We start from the raw sequence: 21,635 nt of genomic DNA on the forward strand, positions 1-21,635 counted from the left end.
AGGACGCTCAAGAGGCATCCGGCATCGGGCCGGGTGCGCGCCAGCGGACGGAGCGACGCATGAGCACCATCACCGCACCTCACCGCGTGCAGACCGAGTGGCATCGGCCGCTGCTCGCGAACGCGGTCTTCATGTTCACCGTTGCCCTGGTGTCCGTCGGTGGCCTGCTGCTTGACGACCGGCACCTCGTCGGCGAGCCGGTCTGGCTGAAACCGTTGAAGTTCGGGTTTGCCATGGGCGTGCACGCCCTCGTGTTGGCGTGGCTACTCGGCACACTCCGCCGGGGCCGACGCATCGGCTGGTGGCTCGGCACGGTCTTCGCCTTCGCCGGGGTGCTGGATGTCGGGGCCGTCGCCTACGCCGCCGCCAACGGCACCTTCAGCCACTTCAACGACAACACCGACCCGGTGGCCCGCACCGTACAGGCGTTGTTCTCCGTCGGCATCATGCCGCTCCTGCTGACCACCTTCTTCGTGGCGATCCTGCTGCTGGTCCAGCGCGTCGGTGACCGCGCGCTGACCCGGGCGCTCCGCGCCGGGCTGGGCCTGGCGGTCGCCAGCATGGTCGTGGCCCTGTGGCTGAGCACCTCGGGGCAGACGCCGCGGGTGGTGGCCGACGCCAACGACCAGCAGGTGTCCCTGATCGGTGCCCACGGTATCGGCGACCCCGACGGCAATGGAATGCCGGTCACCCGGTGGAGCACCACCGGTGGGGACCTGCGGGTTCCGCACTTCGTGGGAATGCACGCCATCCAGGGGCTGCTGCTGCTCACCGTCGCCCTGGGCGCCGCCTCGGGCCGGCGGCCCTGGCTCCGCGACGAGCGGACCCGCGCCGACCTCGTCGGCGCCGCCGCCCTCGGCGGTACCGGGGTCTTCGCGGTGCTCAGCTGGCAGGCCAGCCGGGGCCAGTCAGTCCTGCACCCCGACCTGGCGACCCTGACCGCGTTCACCGCGGTCGCCGCGCTCACCCTCGCGGCGGTGACCGCGGTGCTCCTGCGGGCGCGCCTCCGACCGTTACCCACCCCATCCTGAGAACCTTTCGCACATGTTCTCCTCCGAGGTTCCGGTGCGGCGCAGCTCGACACCACCGCCGGTGCTGCCCGTCGGCGCGGCTGACTTCACCGAGGCGTGGCTGGCCAACCGCCGGCTCAGCGAACACACCCGACACGCCTACCGGCGGGACGTCGCCGGCTGGCTCGGCTGGTGCGCCGACGCCGACGCCGACCCGATGCGGGCCACATTCCTGCACGTCAACGCGTACGCCCGGTGGTTGGAGTCGACGCCGAATGCCCGCAGCGGTAAGCCGCTCACACCCGCCACGGTCGCCCGTAAACTCTCCGCCCTGTCCAGCTGGTATGACTTTCTGGTCAAGCTGCGGGCCGTCGAGACCAATCCGGTGACCGGAGCGGATCGCCCTCACGTTGACCGCGACCACTCGGCGACCATCGGGCTGACCCCGGAGGAGGTCAACGCGCTGCTCGCCGTCGCCGACAGCGCCACCGGCCCGACCGCCGCCCGGAACCGGGCCGCCGTGGCGATCCTGGTCGACCTCGGGCTGCGGGTCGGTGAACTGGTGTCGTTGGACGTCGGAGACCTGGGTATCGAGCGCGGTCACCACAGTGTCCGCTTCACCGGGAAGGGCGGCCGGGCCCGGCGGCGGGCCCTGACCCCGAGCTCCTCGGCGGCGGTGCACGCCTACCTGGCACTGCGGGCCGCCGCCGCGGATGTGCCGGTGCACCGGTTGACCGGTCCGCTGCTGGTGACCTCGACCGGAGCCCGGCTGGACCGGCACTCCGTGTTCCGGCTGGTCCGCCGGCTGGCCCGGGAGGCCGGCATCCCGGGGTGGGCGCGGCTGTCACCGCACTCGCTGCGGCACTCCTTCGCCACCACCGCCCGCGCCGAGGGCGTGCCGTTGGAGGACGTGCAGGACGCGATGGGGCACGCTGACCCGCGTACCACCCGCCGCTATGACCGCGACCGGCACAACCTCGACCGGGACCCGGCGTACGCGATCTGGGCGGCCCGCTCCCGGCGCCGCGGCTGACCCGCCGGCCGCGGCCTTTCCCGCCGGCACCCCGTCAGTCCAGCTGCGGCAGGATGTGGTGACTGAAGTACGCCAGGTGATCAACGTCGAATTGGTGGGGCGTCTGCAGATAGAGCCGACTGATGCCCGCCTCGGCCAGCTCCCCGATCCGGTTGACCACCTCCGCCGGGGAACCGACCAGCCCGTGCTCCATCATCTGCGCGGTGAAGAGCCCACCGACCGGTTCCGCGCGCCGGGACACCTCGGCGGAGTCCCGGCCACAGACGAGCAGGACAACAGCCGAGCGGCGAAGACTCGACGGTACCCGGCCTGCCTTCTCGCAGGCCGCGTCCACCCGCGCGCCCTGCTCCGCGATCTCCGCCAACGTGGGGAAGGCGTAGTTGAACTCGTCGGCGTAGCGGCCTGCCAGGCGGGGAGTCCTGGTCGGTCCGGTGCCGCCGATGATGATCGGAGGACGCCGCTGGACAGGTTTCGGTAACGCCGGCGCGTCGGTCAGCCGGTAGTACTTCCCGGCATAGCCGAACAGCTCGCCCTGCGGGGTGTCCCACAGGCCGGTGACGATGTCCAGTTGTTCCTCGAAGCGGTCGAACCGCTCGCCGATGGCGGGGTAGGGGACACCGTAGGCACGGTGTTCCGGCTCGTGCCATCCGGTGCCGAACCCGAAGTCGACCCGCCCGTTGCTCATCTGGTCAACCTGGGCGACCGTGACCGCCAACAATCCCGGATGCCGAAACGTCGCCGAGGTCATCAACGAGCCGAGTCGGATACGTCGGGTTTCCCGGGCCAGCGCGCCCAAGGTCACCCAGGTGTCCGTGGGGCCCGGCAGTCCCGCGGCACCTTCCATCGCCAGGAAGTGATCCGAGCGGAAGAAGCCGTCGAGCCCGAGCTCCTCCACCGCCCTGGCGGTGGCGGCGACCTCGTCGTAGCTCGCCCCCTGCTGGGGGTTCGTGAACACATGGCACTGCATGTGCCCAGTCTCCTGCGAATCGGTGCGGCTTTCGGCGCAACAACCAACACCCGGAGGGTGATTCACACCCCGTAGGAACGCAGAAGTTCGCGGGTCCGTTCCGCGATCGGGAAGGGCTTGTCGGCGGGGCAGGGGTACAGGTCCTGCTCGACGATGGCGAACATGTCGGTGTCGAGCCGCCGCGCGGCGGCCAGAACCGGCTCCAGCGCGGGGAGCCCGCTCGGCGGCTCACACCACACCCCGCGGGCCACCGCGGCGGCGAACGGTTCCTCCTTGGCGACAACGTCGGCGAGCACCGCGGGGTCGACCTGCTTGAGGTGCAGGTGGCCGACGCGCTCGCCGCAGCTGTCGAGCAGCTTCACGCTGTCTCCGCCGCTGAAGGCGTAGTGCCCGACATCCAGGCAGAGGGAGACCAGCTCCGGGTCCGTCGCATCGAGGAAACGGGTGACCGCCTGCTCATCGTTGACGTGGGTGTAGGCGTGCGGGTGGAGCATGACGCGTAACCCGAAAGAGTCGCGGACCTGTCGTGCGAGCCGGTTGGTCAACACGGTCAGGTCCCGCCACTGCGCCGCCGTGAGATGCGGCTCCTCGACGAACGCGCCACTCCACGGGTCCCGCCAGTAGCCCGGCATGATCACAATGCAGGACCCACCCACCGCCCGTACGAGCGCCGCGGTCATCGCCACCCGGGGCCAGGTCTCCTGCCAGCCGCTGTGCCCCCGGTGCAGAGACGTCGAGACTGTCGCTGCGGCGACCCGCAGGCCACGGAGAGCGGTTTCGCCGGCGAGCCGGGTCGGGTCGGTCGGCAGATACCCGTACGGGCCGAGTTCGATCCACTCGAAGCCGGCCCGGGCTACTTCGTCGAGGAAACGTGGCCAAGGAATCTGCCGTGGATCGGTGGCGTACCACACACCCCAGGAGTCCGGGGATGAACCAACCTGAATCCGATGATCCAGACCATCCGACGGACTCATCGCCGGCCACCTTGCTTCGTGGTATCCGACCCCAGGTTGCCCAACTCCCATTGGTGCTGGTCCTCGACGGCGCGCCGCAGTTCGTCGCTGGTGACATCTCCCAGGTATGTCACCCGACCGACGCGAGTCGGCGTGGGGATGTGCTGCTGTCCACCCCGGTGTCGGGCGGTGTCGGACAGGGCCGCCTCCAGCCGTTGCGTGTCCGCCATCGCGGGATGCCACACATCCAGGCCGAGGGAGCGGATCAGGCGCAGGATCCGGTCGCGGACGAAACGCCCGATCAGCCCCCGCCGCCAGGCGATCATGCTGGTCCAGGCGATGTCCAACGCCACCGCGTGGCCGTGCGTCACGGCCGGCTCGATCCCCGGCGAGATGTTGTGCCCCAGGTAGCTGGCCCGGGCCGTCTCGTGTTCGAACGGGTTACGCTTCAGTTCCCGCATCATCCAGGAGATCGATCGGCTGAGGATCTCCTCGGAGGCGTCGTCGGCGGCCCGGAAGCGCTCCTCGGCGACCCGCGGCCCGTGCTCCTCGAGCAGCCGAAACAGGGCCTGGTCGCCGGCGACGGCGACCTTGAGGATCTCCGCGAAGCCATCCCTGATGTGGTGCGGCTCCAACGTCGCGAAGAAGTGGGCGTCGGTCATCGACGACCGCGCGGGATGGTAGAGACCGGCCCGGTTCTTCCATCCCGCGCTCACGCCGCACTTCAGGGCGAACATCGAGTCAATGGCCGCCACGAGGGTGGTGCCGATGAAGTCCCACGACACGCCCCGTCGGTATTCGCCGGCCACCAGGCCGAACACGTCGTGCAGCACGCCACCGCCGATAGCGATCGGCGGTTCACCGAACCGGGGAACGCCGAAGGCATCCATCGCGCCGTAGATCCGGTTCGCGCCGTCGCGGGTTTTGGCGTCCTCACCGCCCGGCAGCAGACAAGGTGGGTTGTTCCACTCGAGTCGGTAGCGGTTCAGCAGCCCGGTGATCTCCTTCTGGTAGAGCCGCCAGACACTCTCGTCAACGGTGATGAAACGCCGCCGGGAGCGGTTCAGGTCGCCGAAGAGCGCCGGCTCACTGTGGGGCGTGAGCTCCAGCAACCCGTCGTAGAGCGTGGTGCTCCACTCGACGGGCCGGGCAACCTTCGCCTCCCACTTCCAGGACCGGGCCATGCCCCTTGGTTCCCACCGCGCCCGAAACCATGCCGTCACCGCCACCGAAGCGCCGCACCGGCCGGCGCTCGCCCCTTCAGAAACCGGCGATCTCCGTCATCCGGACCGGTCGCCGCTCTCGCTGCGACCGCCAGCACGCCTCCGCCACCCGAAGCGCCTCCACCGCCTCCCGCCCGTCACACGGATTGTTCAGATCTCCCCGGGCAACCTGAAGGAAGGTATCGATCTCCGCCTCGAAAGCCGGTGCGAAGCGCTCCAGGAAACCTTGGACGGGATCCGACGACGGGAACGTGACATCCGGCTCGACGGAGGTCAGCGGGGTGCGCGGGTCCAGCCCGATAGCGATGGTGTCCGCGTCCCCGCACACCTCCATGCGCACGTCATAGCCGGCCCCGTTACACCGACTGGCCGTGGTGGCGGCGAGCATTCCGTCGTCCATCGTCAGCAACGCGATCGCCGTGTCGAGTTCCCCCAGTTCGGCGAAGATCTGCGGCCCGGCGTCCGAGCCGCACGCGTACACCTCGGTGACCTCCCGGCCGGTGATCCACCGCAGCAGGTCGAAGTCGTGGATCAGCGCGTCCCAGAAGATCCCACCGGAGGCCGACAGGTAGGTGGCGGGCGGGGGAGCGGGGTCCGCGCCAACAGAACGAATAGTGTGCAACCGGCCGAGTCGACCGGAACGTACCAGGTCCCGGCCGGCCAGAAAGCCCGCGTCGAAGCGGCGCATGAGGCCGATCTGCAACGTCACGCCCTCGGCCTGCACCTCGTGCACGGTCTGTATCGACTCGGACAGGTCCGCCGCGATGGGCTTCTCGCAGAACGTGGGCAGACCCGCCCGTGCCGCCCGCCGGATCAACTCGGCGTGCGCGGCGGTGTTCGCGGCGATGACCACCGCGTCGACCCCGGAGGAGAACACCTCGTCGATCGACTCCGCCGCGCTGACATCGAGGCGGCGTGCCACCTCCTGAGTACGCTTCCGGTCAGCGTCGGCGACCACCAACGAGGTGACATCGGCGTGACGGCGAAGATTGGCGGCATGGGTGGCGCCCATCCGGCCCACCCCGACAACGGCAATACGCATACCGTGATTATGGAAATACTTCCGCTGTGCGTCGCGGTATTCCGCACCATCGCCCGGGGCCAAGTCTCTACCGTCGAGGGGTGTGAACGCCGAGCCGCCATGGATTCGGCCGTCGCAGCCGCGACGGCCGGTCCGGACCGGCCTGGTCGTCGCGGGCGCCATGGTCCTGCTCTGCTGTGTGGGTGTCGCCGGGCTGGCCGCGTGGAACCTGCAGGCGGTGACCCGCGCCGCCGGGCCGGTACGGCTCACCGCCGACGACTTCCTGCGGCAGCTCACCACCGGGGACACCGCCGGCGCCTACGAACACCTCTGCGCCGACTCCCGCAGCCGGTGGAGCAAGAACGGCTTCAGCAGCTGGGTACGAACCCCGCCGACCGTAGCGGACTACGAGATCGTCGATGTCGCGGTCACCAGCCGCCGCGGCCGACCGCAGGGCACCGTCACCGTGCGGCTGACCCGCGACAGCGGCAGCACCGAGCAGCGGGACCTGTCCATCATCACCGAGGATGGCGGCTGGCGGGTCTGCGGCGACCCGTACTGATCCACCGCCCCGGGGATGATCCGGTCAGCCGGACGTGGTCGGCCCCAGCTCGCCGGCGCGGTGGTGGCGCCGGCAGAGCACCTGGTAGCGCACCTGGGCGGTCTCGGCCGTATCGCCGACAACCACCTGCGCACCCTCCCGCGCCACCTGCCCGTTGACCACGCGGGCGTTGAGCAACCCCTCCCGCCCGCACCAGCAGAGCACCTCCACCTGGATCCGGGCCACCGAGTCCGCCAACTCGAACAGCCGCCGCGCGGCCGGGAACATCCGGGACCGGAAGTCGGTCGCCAGACCGAACGCATAGACGTCAACGTCGTCGTCGTCAACCAACTCAGCCAACTGCTCCACCTGCTCGACCTGGTAGAAACTGGCCTCGTCGCAGATCAGGTAGTCGACCCCGACCCCCTCGGCCCGCCGGCGGCGGACCAGGGCGCGCAGGTCCAGCTCGGCAGTGACCTCAATCGCCTCGTGCGCCAACCCGACCCGGGTGGTCACCCGTGGCCCCAACGACCGGTCGATGCGGGTGGTGACCAGGCCCCGCCGGCCCTGCCGGGCGTGGTTGTAGTTCATCTGCAACGCCATGGTGGACTTGCCGCAGTCCATCGGACCCCAGTAGAACCGCAGCGCCGCGGCGTGCAACGGACGCCCGTGCCCGCCGGCGCGCACGGGCGATCCGGACGCGGGGGCCAGGCAGATCGAATCGGTGGGGGCGTGGTCGGTCACGGTCCGGCAGCCTAACCCATCGACCCGCCGCCGCGGCGGCAGCAATCGACCGGCTCACAGCACCCGCGGCGGTCGGTTCCCCGCGGCCACGATCGCCCGCCGCATCGGCACCGCCAGCAGCAGCACGAACCCGACCACGAAGAAGATCAGCAGCGAGACCAGGCCCACCCGGTAGGAGTTGGTCAGCTGGAACACCAGCCCGAAGGCGAGCGGGCCAAGCCAGCTGGTACCCCGGTCACTGATCTCGTAGAAGCCGTAGTACTCGCCCTCCTTACCGGCGGGGATGAGCTGACTGAACAACGACCGGCTCAACGCCTGGCTACCGCCGAGCACCAGCCCGATGGCCGCGCCGAGCGCCATGAACGGCAGCGGCGCCTCGGCGGGCAGCCGGAACGCGGCGATCACCACCGCGATCCACAGCACCAGACTCAACAGGACGGTCTTCCACGCGCCGATCCGCCGGGCGAGCGCGCCGAGCAGCAGCGCGCCACCGAAGGCAAGGAACTGCACCAACAGAATGGTGACGATCAGGGTGCTCTGCGTCAGCCGGAGCTCTTCGGTGCCGTACTGGGAGGACAGGGTGATGACCGTCGCGATGCCGTCGTTGTAGACCAGGAACGCCAGCAGGAAGAACAGCGTCAACGGATACGCCCGCAGCTGCCGCAGGGTGCGCCCGAGCTGCCGGAAACCATCGGTGAGCACGTTGCCGTCGCTGGTCACCGCCGCGGCGGTGGGATGCTCACGGAGCCAGCGCAGCGGCACCAGAGTGAACGCGGCCCACCACACGCCCGCCGAGACGATCGACCAGCGGGCCAGGTCCAGGGTGCGCTGCGGGTTGCCCTCCTCGGTGAACGCGGTGACCACAGCCAGGTTGAGCGCCAGCAGCAGACCCCCGCCGAGGTACCCCAGCGCCCACCCCCGGCTCGAGATGCCGTCCCGGTCGTCCGGCCCACCCAGCTGCGGCAGGAAGGAGTTGTAGACCACGATCGCGGCGCCGAAGGCGATGTTGGCGACCAGGAACAGCGCCCCGCCGAGCAGATACCGCCCCCCGGTGACGAAGGCCATCGCGACAGTCACACCAGCACCGACGTAGGCCGCGGCGGCGAGGAGCCGTTTCTTGTGCCGCGTCCGGTCGGCGATCGCGCCGACAACCGGCAACACGAAGACGGTGAGCAGCACCGACAGTGAGATCAGATACGGGTAGTACGACCCGGCGGCGACCTTGATCCCCAGCGGGTACACGTACCCGACGCAGCGGTCCGCGCCGAGCTCACAGCCGGCGGCCTGCCCCGCCACGGTGGTCAGGAACGGACCGAGGAACACGGTGATGACGGTGGTCTGGAACGCCGAGTTCGCCCAGTCGTAGAAGTACCAGCCGGTGCGTTCCCGGCGGCTGCTGCGCGGGGTGGGGGGAGTGTCGTCAACGGCGGGGGCGGCGGTGGCGGACAACTCCGGATCTACCCTTGAATCAGGCGGCCCAGTGGCCGCGGCTGCGGTAGACGTCGCGCAGCACGCCCACGTGATCGGTCATGATGCCATCCACCCCGAGGTCCAATAGCTCGTGCATCTCGGCGGGTTCGTCAATGGTCCAGACGTGCACCTGCAGCCCGAGACGGTGACAGTAGGCCAGAAACCGGCGGTCGGTGACCCGCAGCCGCCCGTACCGCACCGGCACCTGCGCGGCGACCACCGACTCCGGTAGCCGCACCCGCCGGCCGGCCAGCGACGCCAGCCGCAGCCGCGCCACACCTCGCACGCCGAGACTGGTGGCGATCCGGCCCCGGGTCAGCGCCCGCATCCGGGCCAGCCGCGCGTCGTTGAAGGAGGCCAACAGCACCCGATCGCCGGCGCCGGCTCGCTCGATGGCGGCCACCGCCGGCTCGACGCCGGAGCCGGCCTTGACGTCTACGTTGAACCGAACCTGCGGCCAGGCGTGCAGCACCTCATCCAGGCGGGGCACGACGGACGCCCCACCGACGCGCACCGTCGCCAGGTCGGCCCACCGCAGCTCGGCGATTCGGCCGGGGGAGCCGGTCACCCGACGCAGCGTGGGATCGTGGAAGACCACCGCGACGCCGTCGACGGTGGCGTGCACATCGGTCTCGACGTACCGGTAGCCCAGGCCGACGGCCCGGGCAAATGCCGCTGCCGTGTTCTCGTCGCCCTCGGCAGCGCCACCACGGTGGGCGAATGCCAGCGGCGCTGGCGTGTCGAGGTAGGGGCACGAGCCGATCAGCACGCCGAGAAGTATGCCGGCCGATGCGATCGTCAGGTAGTGGGTGTGAGCACGAAAGTGGCGGGTGTCAGCTCCGACGGTGGGAGCGGCTGGTGTCGACCGGCCGCCCGGGATCAACGTAGCGGGGTCGGTCGGGTTCGTCGGGTCGCAGCGGGGCCAGCGTGTCAGTGATCGCATCGATGATCCGGTCGGTGGCCCAGCGGGCCGCGCCGGGCGCATCGGACGGCAGGTCGGTGAGGTCGACCGGGGCGCCGAAACGTACCCGGACCACCCGTCGGTGGGTGACGGTGCGGGCGAGCGCGCGTACCAGGCCTTTCGGGGCCCGGTAGGGGAGCACCTCGTGGGCACCCCACTGGGCGACCGGGATCACGGGCACACCGCACCCGAGGGCGAGCCGGGCGACCCCGGTCTTGCCCCGCTCGGGCCACAGCCCCGGATCCAGACCGATGCGGCCTTCCGGGTAGACCAGGATGACCGCGCCGCCGGCCAGGGCATCGGCGGCCACCGTCATTGCCTCGGTCGCGGTGCTGGCACCTCGGTCGACCCGGATGTGCCCGGCGTGCCGCATGGCGGCGCCGACCAACGGGGCACGGAACAGCCCGCCGGTGGCCATGATCCGCGGCGCGATCCCCACCGAGTGACAGGCGGCGGCGAGCACGATCGGGTCAAACGGGCTGATGTGGTTGGCGGCCAGCAGCAGGGGGCCGGGGCGTAGGCGCCGCGGAATCTCGTTGGCTACCTCCAGCCGGGCCAGGGCGCCGACCACGACGCGGGCAAGCGGTTGTGCGGTACGCCAGATCAGCGGCGCTCGCGATTCGGGGTGCCCAGTCTCCATCAGCGCTTCATGATCGCACGACTGCGCGCCCGGCGGGGGACGTAGACCCCCCATGATCGAGGCCATTGGTCCCGGGACCTCGGGCCCCCCGCCCCTGAGAATCTTTCTACGACCGACTGTAGTATCTACTACGCTTTGTAGTAAGTCTGTAGATCTGGGGGTCACAGGTGGACGCGTTAGACGTCGCCCGTTGGCAGTTCGGTGTCACCACCGTCTACCACTTCCTGTTCGTGCCACTAACCATCGGCCTGTCCATCCTGGTCGCCATCCTGCAAACACTCTGGCACCGCACGGGCGACGAGAAATACCTCAAGCTCACCAAGTTCTACGGCAAACTCTTCCTGATCAACTTCGCGATGGGCGTGGTCACCGGCATCGTGCAGGAATTCCAGTTCGGCATGAACTGGAGCGACTACTCCCGCTTCGTCGGCGACATCTTCGGCGCCCCCCTAGCCATCGAAGCCCTGGTCGCCTTCTTCCTCGAATCCACCTTCATCGGCCTCTGGATCTTCGGCTGGGACCGGCTACCCAAACGCCTACACCTGGCCACCATCTGGGCCGCCGCCATCGGCACCAACCTGTCGGCCTACTTCATCCTCGCCGCGAACTCGTTCATGCAAAACCCCGTCGGCTACCGGATCAACCCCGACACCGGCCGCGCCGAACTGACCGACTTCGTCGCCGTCCTGACCAACAAGGTCGCCCTGATCACCTTCCCGCACACCATCGCCGGCGCCTTCCTCGTCGCCGGCTCCCTCCTCGTCGCCGTCGCCCTGTGGCACCTGATCCGCAGGCCAGACTCCACGGACACCCCGGCCTACCGATTCGCCGCCAAGTTCGGATCCTGGGTCACCCTGATCTCCGCCACCGCCGTCATGATCACCGGCGACATCCAAGGCAAGATCATGACCCAGGTGCAGCCCATGAAGATGGCCGCCGCCGAAGGCCTCTACAACACCGAGAGCCCCGCCTCCTTCTCCGTACTCACCGTCGGCAGCCTCGACGGCAGCCGCGAACTCTTCGCCCTGAAAATCCCCTACCTGCTGTCCTACCTGAGCACCGGTGACCCCAACGGCACCGTGAGCGGCATCAACGACCTCCAAGCCCAGTACACCGCCCAGTACGGCGCCGGCAACTACAGCCCGATCATCCCGATCACCTACTGGAGCTTCCGCCTCATGATCGGCTTCGGGCTGGCCGCCGCCGCAATCGCCCTGCTGGTGCTCTGGAGCCAACGCAAGGGCCGCACCCCCACCAGCCGCTGGCTACTCCGCGCCGGCCTGGTCATGCCCCTACTACCCCTCGCCGCAAACTCCTTCGGCTGGATCTTCACCGAAATGGGCCGCCAGCCCTGGATCGTCTTCGGCGAAATGCTCACCCGCGACGGCGTCTCCCGCAGCGTGTCGATGACCGAAGTCCTCACCTCGTTCACCGCCTTCACCCTCATCTACGCCGCCCTCGCCGTCATCGAATGCAAACTCCTCATCCGCTACGCCAAGGCCGGCGTACCCGACCTGACCCCGGACCCCGACACCGACGACACCGACGACGCCGAGCGCCCGCTCGCCTTCGCCTACTGATCTGCGGAGCCCCCACATGGACCTCACCACCATCTGGTTCCTCCTCGTCGCCGTGCTGTTCACCGGCTACTTCATCCTCGAGGGCTTCGACTTCGGCGTCGGCATGCTCCTGCCGGTCCTCGGCCGCGACGACCGCGAACGCCGCGTCCTGATCAACACCATCGGCCCGGTCTGGGACGGCAACGAGGTCTGGCTCATCACCGCCGGCGGCGCCATGTTCGCCGCCTTCCCCGAGTGGTACGCCACCCTCTTCTCCGGCTTCTACTTACCGCTACTACTCATCCTGCTCGCCCTGATCGCCCGCGGCGTCGCCTTCGAATACCGCAACAAGCGCCCCGAAGCATCCTGGAAACGCCGCTGGGACCACGCCGTCTTCTTCGGATCCCTGCTCCCCGCCATCCTGTGGGGAGTCGCATTCGCCAACATCCTGCGTGGCGTACCTCTCACCGCCGACCACGAATACGCCGGCGGGTTCTTCAACCTCCTCAACCCCTACGCGCTCCTCGGTGGCGCCACCACCGCCGCCCTGTTCCTCACCCACGGCGCCGTGTTCATCGCCCTCAAAACCGTCGGCGACATCCGTGACCGTGCCGCCGCCCTCGCAGTCCGCGTCGGCGTCGCCACCGCCGTACTCGCCGTCGCGTTCCTCACCTGGAGCCTGACCATCCGCGCCAACACGGCCGCCATCGCCCTCGCTGTCGCCGCCGCCGTGGCCCTGCTCGGCGGCCTCGCCGCCGCCTACGCCCGCCGCGAGGGGTGGGCCTTCATCGGCACCGCCGCCGCGATCGGCCTGGCCGTGGCAACCCTGTTCACCGCCCTATTCCCAAACGTGCTGCCATCCACCCTGGACGCCGCCGGCACCCTCACCGCCACCAACGCCGCCTCCACCCCCTACACCCTGAAAATCATGACCTGGGTGGCGGTCATCTTCACCCCGATCGTGCTGGCCTACCAGGGCTGGACCTACTGGGTCTTCCGCAAACGCATCGGCGTGGCCCACATCCCGCGACACTGACCCCCACCACACCCCGAAGACGACGGTCGCCCGTCCCCGGAAAACCCCGGGCGACGGGCGACCGCCGTCGTGGCGCTCAGCCCGCCTCCCGCAGCTCCGCCAGCCGCGCCTCCACCTCCGCCAACTCCGAACGCAGCTTCTCCGCCTGCTGCTCCGCCTCGGCCCGCTCCGCGGCGAGAATCTGCTCCACCGCCTCCTGCACCCCCGACACATCCACCAATCCGACCATCCGCAGCGCCTCCGCCGGCTTCACCACATACGGCTTGGCGAGCACCTTCGCCCCCTGCTGCGCCGCCACCGTCCACTCACCCTCGGCATACGCCAACGTCACCGTCAGCCCCGCCGGCCCCTTCGCCTTCGCTGTCTTCGCCGGCTTCACCGCCCGCCGCGCCGGCTTCGCCGATTCCACCAGCCGCGCCGACGCATCCTCCCCGGCCACCCGTGCCACCGCCGGCGGCGGCGTGTCCAACACGAACTCCGGCTCCGGTGCCACCACCACGGGCTCCGCCGCCACCGGCTCCCCAGCCGGCCGCTCCGCCGACGGCACCTTCCGCCCCGCCCCCCGTGGCGCCACCGCCACATCAACGGGGGAGAAGGGCAACTCGTCCCGCCCGAAACGCACCACCACGAACTCGTCGGAGACCGCCGGGTCGGTCAACGCCACAACCTGACCGACCTGCCCCGCGATCTGCCCCGCCGAAGCGGTAAAAACCACCTTCGGCTTCCGGCCCGCGGCAACCGCCTCCCGGATACCGTCCACCTCCTCGGTGGACAAACCCTGCCCCGACATCACACGCCCTCTTCCGTACACCTGTCCGACTGCCGTACTTGATATCAGCCGCCGGCCACCCAAGATGCGCCACCCCATCACACCGCGGGGGTAGCCTCGCCACACACCCGCCAGACCAGGGGAGAGACCCGTTGAATCCGGTCACCGTCATCACCGGTGGCAGCCGCGGAATCGGCGCCGCCACCGCCCGCCGCCTCGCCCGAGCCGGCCACCATATCGCCTTCTCCTACCAACGCGACCACACCGCCGCCACCACCGTCCTCACCGAACTACGCGCCACCGGAACCACCGCCATCGCCGTACCCGCCGACACCCGCGACCCCGACCAACTCGCCACCCTGTTCGCCGCCGCCGCCGACCTCGGCGACCTCACCGGCCTGGTCAACAACGCCGGCGTCACCAGCCCCATCGGCCCCTTCGTCGACCTCGACCCCACCGACCTACGCCACGTCGTCGATGTCAACCTCATCGGCTACATTCTCGCCGCCCAACAGGCCGCCCGGCGGATGCCCGGCGGGGGCGCCATCGTCAACATCTCCTCCACCGCCGCCACTCTCGGCGCACCCGGCGAATACGTCCACTACGCCGCCGTCAAAGCCGGCACCGACGCCCTCACCCTCGGCCTGGCCAAAGAACTCGCCCCCCGCGGCATCCGCGTCAACGCCGTCGCCCCCGGCATCATCCGCACCGACATCCACATCCGCTCCGGCCAGCCCGATCGACCCGACCAGGCCGCCGCCCGCATCCCTCTCGGACGCGCCGGCGAACCCGACGAAGTCGCCGCCGCCATCGCCTGGCTCCTCGGACCCGACGCCAGCTACACCACCGGCTCCATCCTCCGCGTCAGCGGCGGCCTCTGACCCACCACCAACCCGACCCGCAGCAACCGGCGCCACCCCCACCCAGCCGACGCAACCGACACAGGAGACCCGATGAGCACGGCCACCAGCCCGGCACACCAGGCACCCGGGCCACACATCAACGCATCCTCACCTTCACCACCTGCCCCGAGTGCGACTCCTTCACCGAGGTCGGCCTCGGCTACCTCCCCTCAACCGACCCACCGGAGCCCTGTCCGGGGGAGAGGCCCAACGCACCACAATGATCAGCCACCTCGGCTCCGCACCCACCGACGTCGAACAACTCCTCGGGCTGCTCGACCGGTTGGTTGACGCCGGTTGGTCATCGTCATCGAGCGTTACCAGGCGGTGATGGCACACGCCGACTGGACTATCGACCTCGGACCCGGAACCGGCCACGACGGCGGCCAGATCGTCTTCGACGGTACTCCGGCCGACCTGATCGCCAGCCGGAGTACCCGCACCGGCGAGCATCTCGCCGCCTACGTCAGCCCCTGAGCGCGCCGGAGGCTCGGACGGTCAGTTCGTCGGCCGACGCATCACCAACCTGAGCACCGAGTCAACATTCGATAATGTATATTATGTCAAGTAGGATGCTTTGACGGCCCCCTCCAACGGTCGGCCCTCGCCAGACTGAGCCCCCGGCGACAGGGGCCCTACCCCGTTGGTGCTGCACCACACTGGGCGGCCTCGCGATCGTGAGATGGGCCCACCGTCATCGTCCGGGCAGCCACCGAGCGGCTACACCCGCGCGAACACTCCCGCAGTCGCGTACGGCCCGTCACTCTTCCATCGCGCCGCCCGGCCTCTCGCGTTACCGGGTGATCCGACCCGGACAGGGCTACCGCACCCCCATCGGGTGTGTCCTCGGTAGACTCTGTCCAAAACACGAGATTCATGCATAATGTTCCTTATGCAGGATAGGTTGGGTGAACCGGTAGAGCGGCTGATCGAGGAGTTCCTGACCGATCGCGCCACCCGCAAACCCTCTCCGCACACTGTGGCGGCGTACCGGCGGGACCTGCGCACCGTGGCGAGCATCGCCGCCGACGCGCTCACCCCTCCCCTCCCCCTGGACGTCCTGCCGTTGACGGCGCTCCATTCCCGCACGCTGCGGTCGGCGTTCGCCCACTTTGCCGCCACCCGCTCCGCCTCGTCGGTGCATCGCGCCTGGTCCACCTGGAACAGTTTCTTCGTGTTCCTGGTGGCGGACGGAGTCGTCGCCGGCAATCCGATGCCAGCGGTGGGACGCCCTCGAGCACCTCTACCCCGACCCAGGCCACTGCGTGGAGCGGACACTCCTGAGCAGTTGTTGACGGCCGTGGCCCGGGTCAAGGGCCGGCAGCGAGACCCCTGGCCGCAGCGGGACCTGGCGGTGTTGGCGCTAGCGTTGTGCGGCGGGTTGCGGATGGCCGAGATGCTGGCGCTTCGGGTGGCATCCCTGGCCGGGCGGGTCGGCGAGCGGCGGCTTGATGTGGCCGGTAAGGGTGGGCGGCCACGGGTGGTGCCGGTGGAGCCGGAGTTGGACCAGGTGTTGGCGGACTATCTGGATAGTTGTCGTCGCCGATTTGGGGCCCGCAGTGTGGGTCCGGATGCGCCGTTGCTGTTGGATCGGCGGGGTGGGCCGCTGCGCCGGGGTGGGTTGCAGTATTTGGTGGACTCCTGCTTTCGGCGGGCGGGAATCGGTGACCGGGTGCCGCAGGGGGCGCGGCTGCACGCGTTGCGGCACACGTTCGCGACGCGGCTGGCGGAGGATGGTGCGAGCGCGGCGGAGATCATGCGGCTACTGGGGCATGTGTCGCTGGCGTCTTCGCAGGCATACATTGAGGTGACGGCGGGTCAACAGCGGGCGGCGGTGCGTTCGAATCGCACCCATCGGGTGCTGGCGGAGTTGTTGTCGACGTGAGGCGGCGGCTGGCCCGTGGTGCTGAAGGGGCCAGCCGCCGCCGGTGTCAGGCGGGCTTGCGGTCTTTCTGGCTGAGGGTAAGGAATACCGTCGCCGCGAGCGTCGCGCCGACGGCTTGGGCGAGTAGGTGGATCCAGATCGCTGACCAGGCGAAGAGACCGATGGCGGCGCCACCGAATGCGACTGCCGGGTTGAATGCCGCGCCGGAGATTCCGCCGACCGTGACCACTCCCACCATGACGGTTCCCCCGATTGCCAGGCCGTAGAAGGAGTTGTCTGGGTGGCTGCGGCTGGTGGCGACGTTGAGCACCACGTAGGCGAGGGCGAAGGTGAATAGGGCTTCTACCGCCAATACCATCCAGATCTCGCGCCCTGCCGGTGACAGCGCTGTCGGCTTTGCGTTGGTGAGGATGAGTTGGCTGGTCACCGCGCCGGCCAGGCCGCCGAGGAGTTGGGCCAGGATGTACCCTCCGGCGTCGGCTCGTTTGATGCGGCCACGGATAAGAACGGCCAGTGTTACGGCGGGGTTGAAGTGGGCTCCGGAGATATGTCCTCCGGCGTAGATCATGACCATGAGAATGCCACCTATTGCCAATGGCGCCAGGGCGTTCATCGTGGTGACTGCCAGGCCGATTGTCAGTAGCAGGAAGTATGTTCCGATGAGTTCAGTCGCGTACCGGCGCATTGCAGCCTCCCTTGTCGATCCCCTCGCCGACACTACTCGTATTGATTAATACAGATCTTACGAAGTAGTGAAATGATTGAGAGATATCGTTGGGTGTTGGCACGTCCTGGACGTTCACTCGCGGCCATTTCGTGCGATCGACGACCCTCAGGTATCGGGGTGCAACATAAGCAGGACCGCACGGTTGCGCTGCCCATGGCCCTGGTACTGATGAGGGCGGTTGGCGTCGAACCGGATGGAGTCGCGTTCGGCCAGGGTGGCGGTGGCGTCGACAGGGCCGGTGGTGACGCTTCCGTGGGTGAGGATGATGCACTCCTGCACGCCGGGCAGGTGGGCGGGCGAGTGTTGGGTGATCTGGGCTACGTCGATGTCGTAGACCTCCACGGTGCCGCGCAGTGGGATGCGGTGAAGTAGGCGGGCGCTGACCGCGTCTCCACTGATGCGTGGCTGTTGGTCGTCGGCGCGTACGACGTCGGTGCTGGAGGTGGGCGTCTCCAGTAGTTCGCCGAGCGACACCCTCAGTGCTGTGGCCAGGGCCCACATAGTGCTGAGGGTGGGGTTGCCGTGCCCCTGCTCGATGCTGTGCAGGGTGGTCTTACTGAGGCCGCCGGCTGCGGCCAGGTCGGCCAGGGACATGCCAGCAGTATTTCGCAGCCGGTGCACATTCGAGCCAACCGTACGCGCCAGATCCATGCGTACCAGTTTAGTGTTACGTTCGTTCCAGGGAAGCGAACAGAGTGGGACGTTGGGGAGTGTCACATGACCGTCAGCCGCCTACGCGATATTCCGGGCATCGGCGTTGACCTGGTCGGCGACGCCGCAGACGCGGTAGCCGACCCGGACTTTCTTCGGCTGGAGAATCTGGACACCGATCTTAAACCACCGGCCGTGGCGGTCGCCGCGACGCGGGCTGCGATCGACGACGACGCGGCCAACAGCTACCTGCCCTTCCAGGGACAGCGTTCCCTGCGCGCGGCCGCCGCGGCTCACGTGTCGCGCGTCGCTGGCCGACGGTACGACCCCGACACCGAGTGTGTCAGCGTGGCCGGTGGACTGAACGGCATCCTGAACACCCTGCTGGCTACCGTGGAGCCGGGTCAGGAGGTGGTGCTGGTTGACCCCATCTACGCTGGCCTGGTCAATCGGGTTCGGCTCGCCGGTGGGGTGCCGTGCTTCGTGCCCGCCAAGCCCACGCCGAAGGGCTGGGTGGTGGATCCGGAGCACCTCGCCAGCGCGGTGGGACCCAACACCGCCGCGGTGCTGATGATGGGCCCGGCCATGCCCTCCGGGCTGGTCCTGAACGCGGAGCACTGGGCCGCGTTGTCTGCTGTCTGTGCGCGGCACAATGCTTGGCTGGTCTATGACGCAGCCATGGAGCGGATCCGCTTCGACGGCCTTCGTCCCAGCCATCCAGCAGCTCATGATGGCCTCGCCGGGCGCACCATCACCGTCGGTTCGGCGTCCAAGGAACTGCGGCTGATCGGCTGGCGGGTCGGATGGGTCGTGGCCCCGGCCGCGATTCTCGCCGACATCAAGCTCGTTGGCCTGACCAATGTGGTCTGTCAGGTTGGGCTGGCGCAGGGGGCGGTGGCCGCCGCGCTCGACGCACCCGACGCCGAGGCCGATGTCACCGCCGCCACCCACCGTTGGCAGCGGCGCTGCGACACGGTCCTGCAGCAGCTTTCGGGCTATCCGATCGTTCGACCACACGGTGGCTGGTCGCTGCTCGTGGATACCTGGCCCCTGGGGTTGACGCCTGCCGCGCTGGCGGGGCGGTTGTTCGACCGGGCAAAGGTAGCGGCCACGGCGATGGATGGCTGGGGGCCCAGCGGCGGGCGCTACCTGCGGATCGTGTTCGCCAACGAACCGGTCGACCGTCTCTCCAGCCTGGCTGACCGCTTCCGTCAGGCCATCGGATAATCCGCGTTCGGTCACCTCGGCCGGCTGCTGGGTGTAGAAGAGGTAGGGGACGGCTAGGTATGGGGGTCCCGGAGCGGGGGTCATCGTGCGATACGGAACGGCCCGCTCACGCCGGCCCCGAGGGGATCTGGTGAAGCGGAACGCCGCTGCCACCGGCTACTCCTTCCCGCCGGCTACCCGTCCGGAGGTGTGGCGGGAACACATCGTGCCGGTGGTGGCTGTTGCGCCCCTCACCGACCCGCGCATCGCCGAACTGCTCAAGGTTGAGCCCGGTACCCGGGTGATGCGCCGGCTCCGGGTCACCGGGCCCGAGGCGGAGCCGCCCTTCCAGGCCAGCACTTCCTGGATCCATCCGCGGGCAGCCGCCGTGCCCGGGTTGGACTCCCCTGCCGCCGGGCCGGGTGCTTGGCAACACCGACTGGAGGCCGGAGGTCACTGGCCGATCACCTGGATGGAGATCCACCGCGCGCGGATGCCCAGTACGCGGGAGGCCGCCCTGTTGGAGATCCCGGCGAGCCTTCCGGTGCTGGAGATCATTCGGGTGGGTGTTTCTGGCGGCGACGGTGAGCCGGTCGAGGTGACCGAGTGCGTTGTCGCCAGTGACCGGGTCGAGACCATCCACCTTCTGCATCGTGATGTGTCGGCGCGGGAACCGTGGCCTGAGGTGATCAACGTGTGTGCGGAGGATGACCCGGAACAGTGAGTCTGCGCATTGATGTTGCGGGGAGCTGTCACGTGGGGCTCGGTCGACGACGCAACGAGGACGCCATTCACGTGGGGCGGTGTCTGTTCGCGGTCGCTGATGGTCTCGGCAACCATGGTGCCGGCGATGTCGCCAGCGCCACCGTGATTGAGGCAGCGCGGCGGTACGACCAGGAAGTGGATCCAGGTGCGCTGCCGGTGGTGCTGGGAGAGGCGGTGCATGCGGCGAACAGTGCGGTGCGGCACCGGGTTGCCGCCGAACCGAGCCTTGCGGGCATGGGGACCACCCTGGTCGCACTACTCTGTGCCGGTAGGGCGGCCGCCCTGGCCAATGTCGGTGACTCTCGGGCCTACCTCCTGCCGGCAACGGGACCGCAGCGGGATCGCACCATCCAGATTACTGAGGATCACCTGTACCGGAACCTGGTCGCCGGCGCCGCCGAGGTGCCCCACCTTTCGGACAAGCTGACACGTTTCCTGGATGGCCACCCTGATGGCCGATCACCCGATATCACCGTGTTGGCGCTGACTTCCGGCGACCGAATCTTGCTCTGTTCGGATGGTCTGAGCTCCTATGTGTCGCCTGAGCGCCTGCACACGACCTTGGCGGCCGCAGCAACTGCGCAGCAGGCGGTGGACTGGTTGACTGCTTCCGCGCTCACGCAGGGTGGCCCTGACGTGTCGGCGATCGTCCTGCACGTCCGGGACGACAGCTAGCTCTCGCCGGGGCAGGTGCGGAAGGTTGCTATCGAACGCTTTCGGGTCCTGGGACGGCGTGCTCGGCGGCGCGGCTGACCTGTTCCCAACTGGCCCAGGTGTCCATCCGGCGGTGGGAGAGGTCGAAGGCCAGATCATAGACCGTGCCGCCGAGCAACAGCCGCAGCGGTGGCTCGTCGCTGTCGACGAGCGTGAGCAGGGCTTCGGCGGCGAGGCGGGGCTCACTGTCGACCGACCCTTGCGCCCACTGCGCCTGCACCTGGGCACGGAGCGGATCGTAGGCAGCCACCGATGTGGTGGTGGTCATGTCCTGGTAGAGATTGGTCCAGTAGCCGCCGGGCTGCACGATGCTGACTTTGATGTTGAAGGCATCTGCCTCCAGCGCAAGTGCTTCGCTCATGCCTTCGAGCGCGAATTTACTGGCGCTGTACAGACCGGTGCTGGGGAAGCCGCCGAGGGCGGCGATGCTGGAGATCTGTACGATGTGGCCGGCCCGTTGGGTGCGTAGCTGCGGCAGGACGGCCTGGGAGACCCAGAGCGCGCCGAAGAGGTTCACGTCGAATTGGGCCCGCGCCTGCTCCTCGGTGAATTCCTCGATCATGCCCAGGGACAGGGTGCCGGCGTTGTTGACGACGATGTCGAGGCGCCCAAAGTGTTCGATCGCGGTGGCTACGGCGGCGAAGACCGCGGTCCGGTCGGTCAGGTCAAGCGGCAGCGCAAGCAGCCGTTCACTGTGGCGCTCATCGAAGTCTTCGGCGGCGATGGTCCGGGCGGCGGCGACGACCCGGTCCCCTCGTTCGAGTGCGGCCGTGGTGAAGGCGCGGCCCAGGCCGCGACTGGCGCCGGTGATGAACCAGGTGCGGGCAGCGGTGTCGGACGGGTCGCGCATGGGGTTCT

22 protein-coding genes and 1 pseudogene are annotated in these 21,635 nt (G+C 69.0%); 11 read left to right on the forward strand and 12 right to left on the reverse strand.

Annotated features, from left to right (window positions below):
- The first annotated feature begins 59 nt into the window (after window positions 1-59).
- Together SALPAC6_RS0123985 and SALPAC6_RS0123990 are read left to right on the forward strand one after the other, a co-directional pair.
- A complete protein-coding gene (locus SALPAC6_RS0123985) occupies window positions 60-1,031 on the forward strand; it encodes a hypothetical protein (RefSeq protein ID WP_018255844.1) in 972 nt (323 codons plus the stop codon).
- A 13-nt stretch (window positions 1,032-1,044) separates the two neighbouring features.
- Window positions 1,045-2,043 carry a tyrosine-type recombinase/integrase gene (locus tag SALPAC6_RS0123990; RefSeq protein WP_018255845.1) on the forward strand — a complete coding sequence of 333 codons (999 nt, stop codon included), beginning with the start codon at window positions 1,045-1,047 and terminating at the stop codon, window positions 2,041-2,043.
- Between the two features lie 34 nt (window positions 2,044-2,077).
- Here SALPAC6_RS0123990 and SALPAC6_RS0123995 read toward each other — a convergent pair whose 3' ends face one another.
- From SALPAC6_RS0123995 to SALPAC6_RS0124010, 4 genes are all read right to left on the reverse strand, one after another.
- Window positions 2,078-3,010, reverse strand: coding sequence for an LLM class F420-dependent oxidoreductase (locus tag SALPAC6_RS0123995; protein ID WP_018255846.1), 933 nt, complete (start codon window positions 3,008-3,010; stop codon window positions 2,078-2,080).
- A gap of 62 nt (window positions 3,011-3,072) precedes the next feature.
- The gene (locus SALPAC6_RS0124000; protein WP_018255847.1) at window positions 3,073-3,984 is read right to left on the reverse strand and encodes a sugar phosphate isomerase/epimerase family protein; all 912 of its coding nucleotides are present in this window, start codon (window positions 3,982-3,984) and stop codon (window positions 3,073-3,075) included.
- Entirely contained in the window at window positions 3,981-5,147 is a 1,167-nt protein-coding gene (locus SALPAC6_RS0124005; RefSeq protein ID WP_018255848.1) for a 3-dehydroquinate synthase family protein, read from the reverse strand. Before SALPAC6_RS0124005 ends, SALPAC6_RS0124000 begins: the two co-directional genes overlap by 4 nt.
- Before the next feature lie 76 nt (window positions 5,148-5,223).
- Window positions 5,224-6,228: a Gfo/Idh/MocA family oxidoreductase gene (locus tag SALPAC6_RS0124010; protein WP_018255849.1), complete on the reverse strand. Its 1,005-nt coding sequence runs from the start codon at window positions 6,226-6,228 to the stop codon at window positions 5,224-5,226.
- Between the two features lie 82 nt (window positions 6,229-6,310).
- Here SALPAC6_RS0124010 and SALPAC6_RS0124015 point away from each other — a divergent pair, with 82 nt between their 5' ends.
- Entirely contained in the window at window positions 6,311-6,769 is a 459-nt protein-coding gene (locus tag SALPAC6_RS0124015) for an Rv0361 family membrane protein (protein ID WP_018255850.1), read from the forward strand.
- Window positions 6,770-6,793: 24 nt separating this feature from the next.
- On the opposite strand, the gene SALPAC6_RS0124020 is transcribed toward SALPAC6_RS0124015, so the two are convergent.
- The 4 genes from SALPAC6_RS0124020 to SALPAC6_RS0124035 form a co-directional block, all read right to left on the reverse strand.
- Entirely contained in the window at window positions 6,794-7,492 is a 699-nt protein-coding gene (locus SALPAC6_RS0124020) for a thymidine kinase (RefSeq protein WP_018255851.1), read from the reverse strand.
- Window positions 7,493-7,546: 54 nt separating this feature from the next.
- Window positions 7,547-8,941: an MFS transporter gene (locus SALPAC6_RS0124025; RefSeq protein ID WP_018255852.1), complete on the reverse strand. Its 1,395-nt coding sequence runs from the start codon at window positions 8,939-8,941 to the stop codon at window positions 7,547-7,549.
- Between the two features lie 19 nt (window positions 8,942-8,960).
- Window positions 8,961-9,731: a glycerophosphodiester phosphodiesterase gene (locus SALPAC6_RS0124030; protein ID WP_026190027.1), complete on the reverse strand. Its 771-nt coding sequence runs from the start codon at window positions 9,729-9,731 to the stop codon at window positions 8,961-8,963.
- Between the two features lie 64 nt (window positions 9,732-9,795).
- Window positions 9,796-10,563, reverse strand: coding sequence for a lysophospholipid acyltransferase family protein (locus SALPAC6_RS0124035; RefSeq protein ID WP_018255854.1), 768 nt, complete (start codon window positions 10,561-10,563; stop codon window positions 9,796-9,798).
- A 167-nt stretch (window positions 10,564-10,730) separates the two neighbouring features.
- On the opposite strand from SALPAC6_RS0124035, the gene SALPAC6_RS0124040 reads away from it, so the two are divergent.
- Window positions 10,731-12,143 (forward strand): cytochrome ubiquinol oxidase subunit I, encoded by a 1,413-nt coding sequence (locus tag SALPAC6_RS0124040; RefSeq protein WP_018255855.1) that lies wholly within the window; start codon window positions 10,731-10,733, stop codon window positions 12,141-12,143.
- Window positions 12,144-12,159: 16 nt separating this feature from the next.
- Complete coding sequence (cydB, locus tag SALPAC6_RS0124045; protein ID WP_018255856.1) at window positions 12,160-13,158, forward strand: cytochrome d ubiquinol oxidase subunit II; 999 nt, start codon at window positions 12,160-12,162, stop codon at window positions 13,156-13,158.
- Window positions 13,159-13,234: 76 nt separating this feature from the next.
- Here the strand turns inward: cydB and SALPAC6_RS0124050 are convergent, their stop codons facing one another.
- Window positions 13,235-13,948, reverse strand: a complete 714-nt coding sequence (locus SALPAC6_RS0124050; protein WP_018255857.1) for a hypothetical protein — start codon at window positions 13,946-13,948, stop codon at window positions 13,235-13,237.
- 131 nt (window positions 13,949-14,079) lie between these two features.
- On the opposite strand from SALPAC6_RS0124050, the gene SALPAC6_RS0124055 reads away from it, so the two are divergent.
- The 3 genes and pseudogenes from SALPAC6_RS0124055 (at window position 14,080) to SALPAC6_RS0124065 (ending at window position 16,714) form a co-directional block, all read left to right on the forward strand.
- On the forward strand, window positions 14,080-14,808 hold the full coding sequence (locus SALPAC6_RS0124055) for an SDR family NAD(P)-dependent oxidoreductase (protein WP_018255858.1): 729 nt from the start codon (window positions 14,080-14,082) through the stop codon (window positions 14,806-14,808).
- Window positions 14,809-15,079: 271 nt separating this feature from the next.
- Window positions 15,080-15,306: pseudogene (locus SALPAC6_RS28580) on the forward strand (ATP-binding cassette domain-containing protein); the annotation flags it as partial.
- 415 nt (window positions 15,307-15,721) lie between these two features.
- Entirely contained in the window at window positions 15,722-16,714 is a 993-nt protein-coding gene (locus SALPAC6_RS0124065) for a tyrosine-type recombinase/integrase (protein WP_018255860.1), read from the forward strand.
- Window positions 16,715-16,760: 46 nt separating this feature from the next.
- Here SALPAC6_RS0124065 and SALPAC6_RS0124070 read toward each other — a convergent pair whose 3' ends face one another.
- Both SALPAC6_RS0124070 and SALPAC6_RS0124075 read right to left on the reverse strand, forming a co-directional pair.
- Complete coding sequence (locus tag SALPAC6_RS0124070; protein ID WP_018255861.1) at window positions 16,761-17,399, reverse strand: MIP/aquaporin family protein; 639 nt, start codon at window positions 17,397-17,399, stop codon at window positions 16,761-16,763.
- A 147-nt stretch (window positions 17,400-17,546) separates the two neighbouring features.
- Complete coding sequence (locus SALPAC6_RS0124075) at window positions 17,547-18,092, reverse strand: helix-turn-helix domain-containing protein (RefSeq protein ID WP_188115259.1); 546 nt, start codon at window positions 18,090-18,092, stop codon at window positions 17,547-17,549.
- A gap of 66 nt (window positions 18,093-18,158) precedes the next feature.
- Between SALPAC6_RS0124075 and SALPAC6_RS0124080 the strand changes: the two genes are divergently transcribed.
- From SALPAC6_RS0124080 to SALPAC6_RS0124090, 3 genes are all read left to right on the forward strand, one after another.
- Window positions 18,159-19,319: a pyridoxal phosphate-dependent aminotransferase gene (locus SALPAC6_RS0124080; protein ID WP_018255863.1), complete on the forward strand. Its 1,161-nt coding sequence runs from the start codon at window positions 18,159-18,161 to the stop codon at window positions 19,317-19,319.
- An 85-nt stretch (window positions 19,320-19,404) separates the two neighbouring features.
- The gene (locus SALPAC6_RS0124085; protein WP_050563472.1) at window positions 19,405-20,022 is read left to right on the forward strand and encodes a UTRA domain-containing protein; all 618 of its coding nucleotides are present in this window, start codon (window positions 19,405-19,407) and stop codon (window positions 20,020-20,022) included.
- The gene (locus SALPAC6_RS0124090) at window positions 20,019-20,738 is read left to right on the forward strand and encodes a PP2C family protein-serine/threonine phosphatase (RefSeq protein ID WP_026190029.1); all 720 of its coding nucleotides are present in this window, start codon (window positions 20,019-20,021) and stop codon (window positions 20,736-20,738) included. The genes SALPAC6_RS0124085 and SALPAC6_RS0124090 overlap by 4 nt, the downstream gene beginning before the upstream one ends.
- A 28-nt stretch (window positions 20,739-20,766) precedes the next feature.
- On the opposite strand, the gene SALPAC6_RS0124095 is transcribed toward SALPAC6_RS0124090, so the two are convergent.
- Window positions 20,767-21,627 carry an SDR family oxidoreductase gene (locus SALPAC6_RS0124095; RefSeq protein WP_018255866.1) on the reverse strand — a complete coding sequence of 287 codons (861 nt, stop codon included), beginning with the start codon at window positions 21,625-21,627 and terminating at the stop codon, window positions 20,767-20,769.
- Window positions 21,628-21,635: the final 8 nt, after the last annotated feature.

The organism is Salinispora mooreana, from assembly GCF_000379065.1.
In the GTDB taxonomy this organism is placed as follows: domain Bacteria; phylum Actinomycetota; class Actinomycetes; order Mycobacteriales; family Micromonosporaceae; genus Micromonospora; species Micromonospora mooreana.